At 69.0% G+C, this 13421-nt stretch carries 14 protein-coding genes; 8 read left to right on the forward strand and 6 right to left on the reverse strand.

The window, feature by feature from the left end; genetic code table 11:
* Nucleotides 1-48 precede the first annotated feature (48 nt).
* The 4 genes from ACOQPE_RS12055 to ACOQPE_RS12070 all read left to right on the forward strand — a co-directional run bounded on the left by ACOQPE_RS12055 (nt 49) and on the right by ACOQPE_RS12070 (nt 2774).
* Nucleotides 49-513, forward strand: coding sequence for a DUF3151 family protein (locus ACOQPE_RS12055; RefSeq protein WP_420609149.1), 465 nt, complete (start codon nt 49-51; stop codon nt 511-513).
* Nucleotides 510-1088, forward strand: a complete 579-nt coding sequence (gene mobA, locus ACOQPE_RS12060) for a molybdenum cofactor guanylyltransferase (RefSeq protein ID WP_420609150.1) — start codon at nt 510-512, stop codon at nt 1086-1088. Before ACOQPE_RS12055 ends, mobA begins: the two co-directional genes overlap by 4 nt.
* 116 nt (nt 1089-1204) lie before the next feature.
* On the forward strand, nt 1205-2368 hold the full coding sequence (locus tag ACOQPE_RS12065) for a ribonuclease D (protein ID WP_420609151.1): 1164 nt from the start codon (nt 1205-1207) through the stop codon (nt 2366-2368).
* A gap of 133 nt (nt 2369-2501) precedes the next feature.
* Nucleotides 2502-2774: a hypothetical protein gene (locus ACOQPE_RS12070; RefSeq protein ID WP_420609152.1), complete on the forward strand. Its 273-nt coding sequence runs from the start codon at nt 2502-2504 to the stop codon at nt 2772-2774.
* On the opposite strand, the gene ACOQPE_RS12075 is transcribed toward ACOQPE_RS12070, so the two are convergent.
* On the reverse strand, nt 2775-3539 hold the full coding sequence (locus ACOQPE_RS12075; RefSeq protein ID WP_420609153.1) for a hypothetical protein: 765 nt from the start codon (nt 3537-3539) through the stop codon (nt 2775-2777).
* Between the two features lie 137 nt (nt 3540-3676).
* Here ACOQPE_RS12075 and ACOQPE_RS12080 point away from each other — a divergent pair, with 137 nt between their 5' ends.
* The 4 genes from ACOQPE_RS12080 to ACOQPE_RS12095 are packed head-to-tail and all read left to right on the forward strand — an operon-like array spanning nt 3677 to nt 7576.
* Entirely contained in the window at nt 3677-5122 is a 1446-nt protein-coding gene (locus tag ACOQPE_RS12080; protein ID WP_420609154.1) for an FAD-binding oxidoreductase, read from the forward strand.
* Nucleotides 5119-6108, forward strand: a complete 990-nt coding sequence (locus ACOQPE_RS12085) for an FAD-binding protein (protein WP_420609155.1) — start codon at nt 5119-5121, stop codon at nt 6106-6108. The genes ACOQPE_RS12080 and ACOQPE_RS12085 overlap by 4 nt, the downstream gene beginning before the upstream one ends.
* A gap of 17 nt (nt 6109-6125) precedes the next feature.
* On the forward strand, nt 6126-7358 hold the full coding sequence (locus ACOQPE_RS12090; protein ID WP_420609156.1) for a (Fe-S)-binding protein: 1233 nt from the start codon (nt 6126-6128) through the stop codon (nt 7356-7358).
* A complete protein-coding gene (locus tag ACOQPE_RS12095; RefSeq protein WP_419856268.1) occupies nt 7355-7576 on the forward strand; it encodes a hypothetical protein in 222 nt (73 codons plus the stop codon). Before ACOQPE_RS12090 ends, ACOQPE_RS12095 begins: the two co-directional genes overlap by 4 nt.
* A gap of 33 nt (nt 7577-7609) precedes the next feature.
* Here ACOQPE_RS12095 and ACOQPE_RS12100 read toward each other — a convergent pair whose 3' ends face one another.
* The 5 genes from ACOQPE_RS12100 to tal all read right to left on the reverse strand — a co-directional run bounded on the left by ACOQPE_RS12100 (nt 7610) and on the right by tal (nt 13397).
* Nucleotides 7610-8221, reverse strand: a complete 612-nt coding sequence (locus ACOQPE_RS12100; protein WP_420609157.1) for a hypothetical protein — start codon at nt 8219-8221, stop codon at nt 7610-7612.
* A 15-nt stretch (nt 8222-8236) separates the two neighbouring features.
* On the reverse strand, nt 8237-8965 hold the full coding sequence (locus tag ACOQPE_RS12105; RefSeq protein WP_420609158.1) for a redoxin domain-containing protein: 729 nt from the start codon (nt 8963-8965) through the stop codon (nt 8237-8239).
* 67 nt (nt 8966-9032) lie between these two features.
* Complete coding sequence (gene cofH / locus ACOQPE_RS12110; RefSeq protein ID WP_420611390.1) at nt 9033-11483, reverse strand: 5-amino-6-(D-ribitylamino)uracil--L-tyrosine 4-hydroxyphenyl transferase CofH; 2451 nt, start codon at nt 11481-11483, stop codon at nt 9033-9035.
* A gap of 68 nt (nt 11484-11551) precedes the next feature.
* The gene (locus tag ACOQPE_RS12115; RefSeq protein ID WP_420609159.1) at nt 11552-12061 is read right to left on the reverse strand and encodes a winged helix-turn-helix transcriptional regulator; all 510 of its coding nucleotides are present in this window, start codon (nt 12059-12061) and stop codon (nt 11552-11554) included.
* A gap of 202 nt (nt 12062-12263) precedes the next feature.
* Nucleotides 12264-13397 (reverse strand): transaldolase, encoded by a 1134-nt coding sequence (tal, locus tag ACOQPE_RS12120; protein WP_420609160.1) that lies wholly within the window; start codon nt 13395-13397, stop codon nt 12264-12266.
* Between the last annotated feature and the right edge of the window lie 24 nt (nt 13398-13421).

The following is a 13421-nucleotide window of genomic DNA, read 5'->3' on the forward strand; positions in this document are numbered from 1 at the left end:
CTCACTAGAGTCGAAGTGGCTCGAACGACACTTCATGAGGTTCCACGCATGGCGGCCACACCCATAGACCTGCGCCCGGGCGGCCTGCCCGAGACGGTGCTGGATCCGGCCCCTCCCGCCGCCGTCGCGGCATGGGAAGCGGCGATGGCTCTACGAATGGCTGAACGGGGTGCTGCGCTATCGGCGGTGGCCGCCCGCTGGCCGCGGCTGCTGGAGGCCTGGGCGGAACTGGGGCGCTGGGCGGCGAGCGAGGGCCGCCACATCGAGGCGTACGCCTACTGCAGAGTGGGCTACCACCGGGGACTTGACGCGCTTCGCGCCGCCGGCTGGCGGGGGAGCGGCTACGTCCGCTGGGCGGAGCACACCAACACTGGCTTCCTGTGGTCGCTGCTGGGCCTGGGTCGGTGCGCAGCCGCCATCGGCGAGCACGATGAGGCCGACCGGTGCGCCGGTTTCCTGATGCAGCTCGACCCCGGAGGCGAGCCGTCCACGGGTGAGTGGCCGCAGGCGTGAAGCCCGCCGGCGTCGTGCTGTGCGGCGGCGCATCCACGCGTATGGGCATCGACAAGGCCGGCCTGGAACTGGCGGGCCGACCGCTGGCCTTGTGGGTCGCCGATGCGCTTTCGGCCGCGGGAGCAAACCCTGTCGTGGCGCAGGGCGGCAGTCCGCCGTTGCCGCTTGCGGCTGATCCCGACAGCTCGCCACATGCCGGACCGCTCTCGGCCCTGATCGATGCGCTGGAGCGCCATGGCGATGTGCTCGTGTGCCCGACCGACGTGCCGACGGTGCCAGCCGAGCTGCTTGCCGCCCTGGTCGAGCGCGCCCGCAGTACCGGTGCGCCAGTGGTGCTGGCTCGCAGCGACCGCCCGGAGCCGCTTATCGGCCATTACGCCCGCGGATCGCTCTCGATGTTGCAGGCGGGCATGCAGGCTGGTGCGCGCGGACCGAAGGAGGCTTTCGACATCGAGAGCGTTCCGACTGTGCCGGTGGCAGCGTCTGATGTGCTGAACGTGAATACGCCCGCCGATCTGGCCGCAGCCGAGTCGATCTTGGCGGCTCGCGAAGCGGCCCAGCCGGGAGCGAGCTGACCCGCATGGCACCCCCGCGTGACCGACCTCGCCGCAGCTCGTCTCGCCATGATTCGTCTCGCAGCGATCGGCGCCGCAGCGACTCGTCTCGCCGGGATGCATCACCGTACGAGTGGGTGGACACGCAAGCGGATCTCGACGCTCTGGTCGCCGATCTGCTGACCGCCGGCTGCGTGGCCGTGGACACCGAGTTTCACCGTGAGCGCAGCTACAGGCCGCAGTTGGCGCTGGTGCAGATTGCGTTCGGCGAGCGGATCGCGCTCATCGATCCCACCACCACCGAGGTTGCAGTGCTGGGCGCCGTGCTGGCGGCTGATGTCCTGATGGTCATGCACGCGTGCGCGCAGGACATCGAGGTGCTGTCCCAGGAGTGCGACGCCATCCCGTCGCAGCTCTTCGACACACAGGTGGCCGCCGGTTTTCTGGGCATGAGCACACCGTCGCTGTCGGCGCTGACTGACCGGCTGCTCGGCGTGCGGCTGGCCAAGGGCAACCGCCTGACCGACTGGTTCGAGCGGCCGCTGCGACCGGCCCAGCAGCGCTACGCAGCCGACGATGTGGCGTACTTGATCCCCCTGCTTGACGAGTTGCGCTCCCGCCTGACGGCGCGGGGTCGCTGGCAATGGGCGCTCGACGAGTGCGAGCAGTGGCGCCGACCTCCCGGTCCGCCGCCGGATCCTGCCCAAGCGTGGACCCGGATCAAGGGGGCGCGCCAGTTGCGCGGGCCCCAGCGAGCGGTCGCGTACCGGCTGGCTGCCTGGCGCGAGCGAACGGCCAGCGAGCGGGACATCCCGGTGCGCTTCGTGCTGTCGGACATGGCGCTGCTGTCGATCGCTCAGCGTCGCCCCCGCAGCATCGATGACCTCGGCGGCTTGCGGGGGGTGGACGGCGGCCAGTTCCGCGGCGCGGCCGGCGACCGGATCATGGCTGAGGTGCGGCGCGGTCTCGACATGGCGCCGGGCGACATCCCAGCGAGCGCGCTGCCGGCGGGGCCCAACGTGGATGCGGCACTGCAGCCGGCCGTCCCGCTCGTGGGCGCCTGGGTGGACGAGGTGGCACGCACCGAGGGCATCGATCGCAGCCTGCTGGCGACCCGTTCGGACATCGCCGCGCTGCTCGCGGGCGATCCGGCCTCGAAGCTGAGCTCGGGCTGGAGAGCCGAAGTGGTGGGCGATGGGATCAGGTCGCTGCTGGCGGGGGAGGCTGCACTCGCGTTCGATCCGTCGGCTGGCCTGCAGCTCGAGCCGCGGCCCGGCGGGGCGCCTGAACAGTGCGAATGACACGCAGCGCCGTGCCTCAAACGGTAGGGTGGCAGGGCACTTCGTAGAACACAGGTGCCCTATCCGGCGCGGATGGGGGCATGTCCGGACGCAGGCAAGCGAGGCCTCGCAGTCGAGCACGAGGAGCCAGCCGGTGAAGAAGGGTCGACATCGCCGCTATGAGGAGGCTCGCAAGTTCCAGCGGGCCACGGCGGAGCGTTTCACCATCGAGGACTACGACTTCGACAACTCGGACCGTTTCGGGGTGGAGCCCGGAGACCGTGACATGGCCGACGAGGAATCGGCTCCCGACGACCAGTACGGCCATCTTGCCGACAAGTACGACGACTATTCGGATCTCGAGGCCAAGTACGCCGATTTCGATTCCGAAGCCGACGAAGAGGCACCGCAGCGCGAGAGCGCCTGACTAGCCGTCGCGGCGGCGGACTGCTGGGTGGGGGAGCAGCTGGGCTGAGGCGACGCGCTGGTCGAGTTGCGTGCGCAGCTCGGCGTAGATCGCCGGTCCGCAGATCGCTGTCAGCTCGTCGCAGAGCGCCCTGAACACGGGCTGGCTGCCGACGTGGGCCTGAGCCGCCGAGGTGCACCACCAGGCGACATCGGTGTCAGGGCCGCCCCAGTCGCGCAGTTCCCATTCCCGCACCATCGTGTAGATGTGGCCGGTGACGGTCTCATGGTCTTCGCGGCGCAGCGGCGCCTGCCAGCAGATCTCGGGCTTGGTGTCCATGGGCCGCCGGCCGGTGCGCTCAGCCAGCAGGTGGAACGCGCAGCCGGCGCCTGCGGGGTGATCGGCCCGGTTCGCGAACACGCACGCACCGTCGACGACTCGGGTGCGCCACCAGCCATCGCCGTCCTGCCAGAGTGCCTCGGCGGGATCACGGTGGTGCTGCCAGAGCTCGGCGTCGAGCTCGGCGATCATCTCCCGCACGTGTGCGAGGTCGTCATCGCCGTTGAGATAAGCACCGTGGCTGCAGCAGCCCAATGCCAGCTCGGGGGCTGGTTCGATGTCGATGCCGGGGCAGCCGGCGCCGTAGACACACGTCCAGGCGCTGGCAAGGAACGTCACATCGAAGAGCCACGTGCGGTGTTCAAGCGGATCTTCCAGCGACAGCCACTCCCGGGTGTCGTGGCCCAGGCTCCAGCCATCGGGGCCCGCACCGATATCAGAAGCCATCCGCGCCGAGCCTACGAGGCCGAGCTTGGGAGGCCGGGGCCTGAGCGGCCCGTGAGCGGAGCTCACGAGAGCGGGGACATTGGCCGAGCCGACTTTTGCCAAGTCGATCTGCGGTGCTTGTGGGGTACGGTCGGGGCGTGGCTTCTGGGGACGACGCGGCCGATGCGGCCCTGCTTGCTGACCTGCGCGGCGTGCTCGGCGACCGGGCTCGCGACAATGACTTCGAACGAGGCCTGTACAGCCGGGACGGCTCGATCGAGGGCAGCCCGCCGGCGATCGTGTGCCTGCCCGAGTCTGCTGCCGAAGTAGCCCAGATCGTGCGTGTCTGCCGTCGCCACAGCCGGCCGTTCCTGGCGCGGGGCTCAGGCACCGGCCTAGCCGGGGGCGCAGTGCCCGTCGGCAGGCCCGTGGTGATCGCCACGGCGAAGATGGACCGCATTATCGAGGTTGACATCGACAACCGAGTGGCGTGGGTGGAGCCCGGCGTGCTCAACCTGGATTTGTCGCGAGCATTGACGCCCCAGGGCTTCCACTTTGCCCCCGACCCTTCGAGCCAGCAGGTCTGCTCGATCGGCGGGAACATCGCCAACAACTCCGGCGGGCCGCACTGCCTGGCGTACGGCGTGACCACGGCGCACATCGCGGCGCTCGAGGTGGTGCTTCCCTCCGGCGACACCACCATCTTGGGCGGTGTGGAGGCGGAGCCGGCGGGATTCGACCTGCGCGGTCTGTTCGTGGGTTCTGAAGGCACCATGGGCATCGCCACCAAGGCCGCAGTGCGGCTGACGCCGAACGCGCCAGCGGTGCGGACTTTGCTGCTCGACTTCGACGATGTCAGCGAAGGCTCGGCGGCCGTCAGCGCCATCATCGCCGCAGGGCTGGTGCCCTCGGCGCTGGAAATGATGGACCAGCGCGCCATCGAGATCGTGGAGGCGTTTGCCCACGCTGGCTACCCAACCGGGGCCGCTGCGGTGCTGCTGGTGGAACTGGACGGCTTGCCGGGTGGGGTGGAAGCGGGCGTGGAGATCGTGCGCGATGTGGCGCACAAGCACCACGTCGGCAATGTGCGTGTTGCGGCCGACGACGAGGAACGGGCGCTCCTGTGGAAGGGCCGTAAGAACGCCTTCGGCGCCGTCGCGCGGATCAAGCCCGACTACTACCTCCACGACACGGTCGTGCCCCGCTCGAAGCTCACCGAGGTGCTCGAGAAGGTGTACCGCATCGCCGATGCCTACGGCTTGATCGCCGTCAACGTCTTCCACGCCGGCGACGGGAACCTGCATCCGATCCTGGCGTTCGACCGGCGTGAACCCGGCGTGGACGAGCGGGTCAAGGCAGCCGGCCGTGACATCGTTGCTGCCTCCATCGAAGCCGGCGGTGTGCTCAGCGGCGAGCACGGCATCGGCCTGGAGAAGCGCGACTACATGGGGATGCTGTTCAGCGCCCACGACATGTACACCCAGGACGTGGTGCGTGAGACGTTCGATCCCGACGGTCTCGCCAACCCGCTCAAGATCATCCCGACCGGCTCGCGCTGCAGCGACTCGTTCCACCAGCATGTGCCCGAAGGTGCCTGGGTGTGAGTTCGCAGCCCAACAGCGCCGGCGCGACGCCGGCAGCAGCGAGCACCGGATCGGCCGATGCCGGGGCCAGCCTGGCTGCGAACATTGCAGCGGAGGTGACTGCGTTTGCCGGCGAAGTCGGCATCAGCGATCCGGTCACGGTGGTGGGCGCACAGACTCATTGGGACGTCGGCGGCGCCCCGCTTGCGGGGACGCGCAAGGTCCGTGCACCTGCAGGCGTGTGGGAACACGAGCCGTCGGAGATGACGGTTCGCTGCGGCGCCGGCACGACGGTGACCGAGCTGGCGGCGCATCTCGCTCAAACCGGCCAGATGGTGCCGCTCGACCCGGCTGACGACGCGGCGACCGTGGGCGGGGTACTGGCGTGCGGCTTCAGCGGACACCGGAGGCTTCGCTACGGGCATGTGCGCGATCTCGTGCTGCAAACCCGCCACGTTGACGCAACCGGCAAGGTCGTCACTGCGGGCGGTCCCACGGTGAAGAACGTCTCCGGGTACGACTTGGCCCGCCTGCTGGTGGGCTCGCTGGGAACGCTCGGTCTGCTGGCCGAGGTGATACTGCGGACCTTGCCGGTGCCGCCTGCCGCTCAATGGCTGGAGGGCGACGGCGACCCCTTCGCGGCGTTGGACCTGCTGTACCGGCCCAGCAGCATCCTGTGGAACGGATCGCACACTTGGATCCTGCTGGAGGGCGATCCGGCCGACGTGGCTGCAGAGGCTGCCAAGGTCGAGCCGCTGGGCTTCTGTGTCGCCAATGGCGGGCCGCCGATCCCCGCAGCCGGGCGCGAGTCGATGCGGCCCTCGGACCTGCGAGCGCTGGCCGGCTCCGGAGGCGAGTGGCTGGCCGAGATCGGCATCGGTCTGGTGCATCGGCACGAACCAGTGCCGGCTGCACCGGTCGCGCCGGCCAATGCTGTGCTGATGGACCAGCTCAAACAACGGTTGGATCCCGACAACCGGCTCAACCCCGGCCGGAGGCCATGGTGAGCCCCGTGGGTGAACCGTTGAGCACAGCGAGTACGTTTCCGCTGCAGCTCGATATCGACAGCGACACGCTCGCTTCGTGTGTGGCGTGCGGCATGTGCTTGCCGCACTGCCCGACCTACCGCGTGACCGGTGAGGAATCGGCATCGCCGCGGGGACGCATTGCCATGATGCGCGATGCCGCCGAGCGGGGCGAGGCCGATGCCGCGTTCGTGGAGTTCATGGACGCCTGCATCCAGTGCCGTGGCTGCGAGACGGCCTGCCCGGCCGGCGTGCACTACGGCCACATGATGGAAGCCACCCGCGAGGCGCTGGCATCCCAGACCAACTATCAGCCGCGCCTGCGGCGGCTCGCCTACCGCGCACTCGGCATGCCCCGCTTGCTTGGCTTCGGGTCACGCTTGCTGGGGCTGTCTCAGCGGCTCGGCCTGGTACGCCTGTTGAGCCTCTTGGGTCGTGTGCGTCCATTTCGCCAACTCGGTGCCATGACCGCCTCGCTGCCGCGTGTGCCGGTGCGCCAGGCACCGCTCACTGCCAGCGGCGACGATGTCTGGCTGTTCACCGGATGCGTCATGGACGCGTGGATGCGCGACACCCACCGGGCCGTGCAGGCCGTGATCGAGGCAACCGGTGCCGGTGTCGCTCTGCCGCCGGCGGGGGCCGCCTGCTGCGGCTCGCTGCACCTCCACGCGGGCTTGGCCTCCGACACCCGGCGCCTCGCGCAAAAGGTGATGGCGGCGCTGCCCGGTGAAGCTCCGATCCTGATCGACTCGGCAGGCTGCGGTGCCACCATGAAGGAATACGGTCTCCTGCTGGGCACCGAAGAGGCCCGCCAGTTCGCAGGACGCGTGCAGGATGTGCACGAATGGCTGGCTGCACGGGTCGACGACCTGCCGGAGGGCGCGGGCAGCCGGGCACAACGTCCGCGGATCGCAGTGCAAGACCCGTGCCATCTGCGCCACGTCCAGCAGGCGCACCTGCCGGTACGCACGGTGCTCAGCCGGTTCTTCGATGTCGTCGAGCTGGACGATGACGGTCTGTGCTGCGGCGCAGGCGGCGCCTATTCCCAGCAGCACCCTGAGGTTGCCGGAGCAGTACGGGAGCGCAAGGTGGCCGCCATCGAGCGCACAGGTGCGAGCGTTATCGCCAGCGCAAACCCCGGATGCACGCTGCACCTGCAAGCCGCGGGCCTCGACGTTCGCTACCCGCTGGAGATCGTGGCCGAGCACCTGGATGGCGGCGCGCCGGCATGAATGACGAGATCGCTGAGCTGGCAGACCGCCTCGACGACACGGCCGAGCGACTCGCCGAGCTCAGCATCGAGCTGCTGCAGGGCGCTCTCGCCGATGCTGACACCAGCGACCAGCGCGCCCGGCTCGAGCGCAGCGTCACGCGGGCTCGTCGTGCCACGCACAAGGCAGCCTCGATCCTGCGGGAGTCGATGGGAGCGTCAGAGCCGTTCGACGATTAGACGTCCACGAGCGGCCCCGGCCGGGCTGGCTGCTCAGTAGCCAGCCGAGATGCGGTAGAGCTCGCCGATGAGATCGTCGTACTGGCCTATAGCCAAGGCCACGGCGTAGATCGCGCCGACCGCGGCGCCGGCGATGGCGAATGGCAACCGGTCCAGCACCCTGCCGACAGCCGGCACCGCGTAGGGAGCGGTGGCAATGAGCAGCAGCGGCAGCAAGACGCCGACCATGTAGATGAACATGAGCCCGAGCGTGCGTGGGCCGGCGGTGGAGGCGTCGTTGAGGATGTCGCCGAGGAGTTCGCCGACGCAGGGCCGCCACAGCCAACCGGCTAACGCGCCGCCCACGAGGCCCGCGCCCGTGGCGAGCGGCGACGAATGGCCAGGCGCCCGCCACGCCGCCACGTAGGTGCCGGCGGCGACGATGCCCGCGATCACTACGGCCGCACCTCGCGCCGAGACCCACCAGTGCCCGGCGGCCTGCGCCCAGGCCAGGAACGCAGCGCCTGCGGTGTAGTACAGCGCCACCGTGAGACGCGCCCTGCGGGCCACGAACACCAGCGCCAGCCCCGGCACCAGGGCCGTGAGCGTGCAGGCCCACGTGATCACCCCGATGCCCTCGGTGAGGGTGTCGAAGATGGTTTTCACGACGGACTGGCCTGCCTATGTGTTCTCTTGGGCGAGGAGTCGCTCGACGGTTGCGTAGAGCTCCCGGTAGGTGTGCGCGCCGTCGCCGCGCCGATCGAAGCGGATCTGATTGTCGCTGTCGATGATGTAGACGCGGGGCCAGTAGCCGGTGGGGCCTTCCTGCCAGACGTGGAAGTTGTACTTGGTGGTGTCGAGCGCGATCGGCCAGACCACGCCGAGTTCGGCTGCGGCCTCGATGATGTTGTCGACGTTGGCCTCATAGCCGAATTCAGGTGAATGGACCCCGACAACCTCCACCCCTCGATCCCGAAAGTCGGCATGCAACAGGGCCAGCGCATCGAGTGTCTTCTTGCAGTTCCGGCAGCCGAACGTCCAGAACTGCACCACAGTGATCTCGTTGCTCGCCCGGATCTCCTCCAACGAGCTGGCCCCGGTGTTCAGCCACCCGTCGAGCTTGCTGAGGGTGAACGCAGTCCCCAGCACCGGGATCGGCTCAAGTGCCTCGGTCGTTGTCGGCACCGGGGCAGCAGTCGCCGTCGCTGCGGCCTCGACCGGCGCGGTCTCAACTGCAGCCGTCGTCAGCGATGCCTCGCTGGGTTCCGCTTGCGACGTCACCGCCGGCGTGCCCACGGTCTCGGCGACACTCAGCTCGTCCTCGGGCTCGTCGACAGCGGTCCAGACAATGAGCGCGACGCCAACGAGCAGAACACCCGCTGCGACGGAGCGCGAGACAGAAGACTTCATCTCAGGCGCAGCGTACGCCCCACCCGAACGGCTGCTTCGACGCGACTGCTGTCGCATTGCGCAGTCGCTAGACGCGACTGCCGAGCGATTCGAGCGGAATGAGCTTGCGGTCGGTGGCGTTGTCGGTGGGCCGCAGGATGCGGCTCCGCACCTCCGGTGCGCCGTCGGCGTTCTCGTAGCCGGTGAGACGCTGGCGGGTGCGACGCCCGAGGGGTTCCGCGATATCCCGGAAGTCCTGCTCGGTGAGCCCTTGGCCATGCTGCGCGCCCGCAGCACGCGAGATGTTCTCGTCCATGAGCGTGCCGCCCATGTCGTTGGCACCTGCCCGCAGGATCTGCTGGGCGCCCGGCGGCCCGATCTTCACCCACGACACTTGGATGTTGTCGATGAGCCCGTGGTAGGCGATCCGCGGCACGGCGTGCATCAGCAGGGTCTCCCGGAAGGTCGGACCCCGACGGGCACCCTTGCGCAGGTAGATGGGGCTGGCCATGTGCACGAACGGCAGCGGCACCCACTCGGTGAACCCACCCGTGCGCTTCTGCAGCTCGCGGGTGGCAACGATGTGGTTGGCCCAGTTCTCCGGATGCTCGATCGATCCGAACATGATCGTGATGTTGGAGTGCAGGCCCACGGCGTGCGCCGCCTCATGGCATTCGAGCCACTCGGCGGTGTTGATCTTGTCGGGACACAGCACCGCGCGTACCGAATCGTCCAGGATCTCCGCCGCGGTACCCGGCAACGACTTCAGCCCGGCCTCCTTGAGCCGCATGAGGTAGTCGACGAGCGATTCGCCGAGCCGCTTGGCCCCCTCGATGACCTCGAGAGCCGTAAACCCATGCAGGTGCATGTCGGGCACGACATCGTGGATGGCCCGGCAGACGTCGATGTAGTAGTCGCCGTCGAAGCTGGGGTGGATGCCGCCCTGCAGGGTCACCTCGGTGGCGCCTAGCTCAGCGGCCTCGATCACCCGCTCCTGGATGTCGGCCAGCGTCAGCATGTAGGGCGTGCCCCGCAGGTTCAGCGACAGGGGTCCCTTGGAGAAGCCGCAGAACTTGCACTTGAACGTGCAGACGTTCGTGTAGTTGATGTTGCGGTTGTGCACCCAGGTCACGATGTCGCCCACGACTTCGCGGCGCAGCTCGTCGGCCACCTCGCCGATGGCTACCACCTCGGGTCCTCGTGCAGAGAACAGCGTGACGATCTCATCGTGGCCGACTTGCTGGCCAGCCATTACGCCGTCGAGCACCTCGCGCACGGCGCCGCGGGCATGCGACGGGCCGCCCATGATGTCGGTGGGCAGGTGACCGGCGCCGCCTGAGTACCACTGGGTTGAGTTCTCGTCGGCCACCAGCACATCCGCGCCGGAGCCGGCGTTGAGATTCTCCATGGTGCGCTCGGGCATCTGGCCGCCGGGATCGTCACGGCCGAGACCCTCGGCATCGGAGCGGTCCATCACCGGGAACCGGTTGGTCTCGGCCAGCCAGCGCTCGGGCTGCAGTGCGAACTCCGGGTAGACCGTGAGCCGGGGAGCGAGCGTGAATTCGCGTGCCTCGGTGACTTCCCGCAGGCGATCGAGCGCCGGCCACGGACGCTCGGGGTTGACGTGGTCGGCAGTGATCGGCGAGACGCCGCCCCAGTCGTCGATGCCGCAGTCCAGCAGGCCACCGAAGTCCTCGGTGAGGTTTGGCGGTGCCTGCAAGTGGATGTCGGCCGGCAGGATCAGTCGTGCCAGCGCGATTGCCTGCGCATACTCGTCGGGCGGGCATGCGGGCATGTTGTGCATGGACGTGCCCGCCTTGGGCAGGAAGTTCTGCACGATCACTTCCTGGATGTGGCCCCAGCGAGCGTGGCTCGCGGCGATGGCTTCGAGCGCCGCCAACCGGTCGGCAAGCGACTCGCCGATGCCCACGAGGATCCCGGTGGTGTACGGGATCGCCAGCTCGCCGGCGGCTTCGAGCGTGCCGAGCCGGCGGGCCGGTTCCTTGTCGGGCGATCCCCGGTGGCAGTCGAGGTGTGGATTCAGCGACTCCAGCATCATCCCCTGGCTGGGCGACACCTCGCGCAGCGCGGCCAGCTCGCTGGCGGTCATGGCGCCCGGGTTGGCATGGGGGAGCAGCCCGGTCTCGTCGCGCACGAGGCGGCACATCTCGACCAGGTAGTGGACGGTGGAATCCCAGCCGTGCTCGGCAAGCCAGTTTGCCGCTGCGGGGTAGCGCAGCTCGGGGCGCTCGCCGAGGGTGAACAGCGCTTCGTGGCAGCCCGCCCGGGCGCCGCTGGCGGCGATCTCCAGCACCTGCTCGGGCGTGAGGTACGGCGTGTCGAGCCGTGCGGGAGGCTGTGCGAACGTGCAGTAGCCGCACTTGTCGCGGCACAGCATGGTCAGCGGGATGAACACCTTCGGGCTGTAGGTCACCCGGGTGCCGAACGCCTGGTCGCGCACGGCCGCTGCCAGCTCGGCAAGCTCGCCGAGCGGCAGCGCTGCGAGTTCCAGCGATTCGGCCGAGGGCTGCGGGGCCACGGCTGTGCCGTTGGGCGATGCTCCGTTTGCCGCCGGGTCATCCACGCTGTGCGACGGTTCGATGATGGTCACAGGGCCCCTCCGTTCGTGGGCTGCTGTTGAAAGGTCGTGACGGTCGCGGCCGCGACGAGTTCTTCGCTGCGACTGGACCGGCTGCGGATGCGAGTGGGGCTGACCGGCTCGTCACAGGCGGGGCACCGCGTCGCGATCTCCAGCGGTGTCCCGCAGTCGGCGTGCACCAGCACCGTGGGCGCATCGCCGTCGTGGCACCAGCGGTCGCCCCAGGCCATCAGCGCGAGCAGGCTGTTTGACAGGTCGAGGCCCTTGGCTGTCAACACGTAGTCGTACCGGACCGGTCGGTGCTGGTAGGGCTCCTTGGCCACGACGCCCGCGTCGACGAGACGGCCGAGCCGGTCGGCCAGCATGTTGCGAGCGATGCCGAGGTCGTGCTGCATGGCGCTGAAGCGGCGCACCCCACGGAACAGGTCACGCAGGATGAGCAGCGTCCAGCGATCGCCAACAATGTCGAGGGTTGCCTGGATGGAACAGCTCGGCTGGCCCGTCGTGGCGGTCTTCACGGCCGCGCACACTACGGCAGTCAGTTTCGGTTTGCAACCGACCTGCATTCAACTGACTCATCACGCCTTGGCGCCCGGAGACTGAGTGCGCCCGCAGCCGAGGCGGCAGAACCCTCTGCTCCCGCGATCCAGCAGGTCGCCACGTCGCAGAGTCTCCTGCCGCCTCCGCTGCTCTGGCGTCTGTGCAGCGCCGGTGGAGCCGTCAGGCGAGCGAATCGGCCTTCGATTGCAGCGACACCAGCAGCTCGTCGAAGCTCTTCGTGAACGCGGCGACGCCCTGCGCCTCGAGCGTGTCGGCGACGCCGTCGAGATCGATGCCGTGCTCCTGGACGGCATCAAGCACGTAGTTGGCAGCGGTCTGGTCGGCATCGACGGTGCGGCGCAGCTTGCCGTGATCGCAGAAGGCCGCCAGGGTGTCGTCGGGCATCGTGTTGACGGTGTGCGGGCCGATGAGCTCGTCGACGTACAGCGTGTCGGGGTAGGCCGGGTTCTTGGTGCTGGTCGACGCCCACAGCGGCCGCTGCACCTGGGCCCCGAGCGCAGCGAGGCGTTCCCAGCGGGGCCCGCTGAAGATCTCGCCGAAGCGGCCGTAGGCGGCCTGGGCCTGCGCCACGGCGGTGCGACCCCGTAGGCCCAGAGCGCTGGGCGTGCCCACCGAGTCGAGCCGGCGGTCGACCTCGGTGTCGGTGCGGCTCACGAAGAACGACGCCACGCTGGCCACGCCCGACAGGTCGGCGACGCCGGTGGCAACTCGGTCCTCGAGCCCGCTCAGGTAGGCCTCGGCCACCTGCTCGTAGCGAGCCACCGAGAAGATCAGCGTCACGTTGATGCTGTGGCCCTCGGCGATCATCTGGCGAACGGCGCCGAGACCCTCGAGGGTGCCGGGGATCTTCACCATCAGGTTCGGCCGTGCGATGGCCTCGTGCAGCTCCCGGGCAGCCTGAGCAGTGGTCGCCTCATCGTGCGCGAGCGACGGGTCCACCTCGACCGACACGAACCCGTCGGTGCCGCCCGACGCCGTGTGCACTCCTTCGAGCGCTCTCAGGGCGCCCCGGATGTCGCTGGTGACCAGTTGCCAGTACGCGTCGTCAACCGAAGTGCCGCCGCACACGAGGTCACCGAACTGCTCGTCGTAGTCGGGCGACGACTCGATGGCCTTCTGGAAGATCGACGGGTTCGACGTGAGGCCGCGGATGCCTTGTTCGACCCAGGCGTCCAGCTCGCCGCCGGTGATCCAGCCCCGGCGGAGATTGTCGAGCCACGGGCTCTGCCCACACTCGGAGTACAGCCCTCGCAGGCGTCCGTTCGTGGTGCTGCCGTTGCCGCCGTCGGTCATGGGAGTCTCTCTGTGCGCGTGCCT

This window comes from Candidatus Poriferisodalis sp., from assembly GCF_965219595.1.
Classification (GTDB): Bacteria; Actinomycetota; Acidimicrobiia; order Acidimicrobiales; family Poriferisodalaceae; genus Poriferisodalis.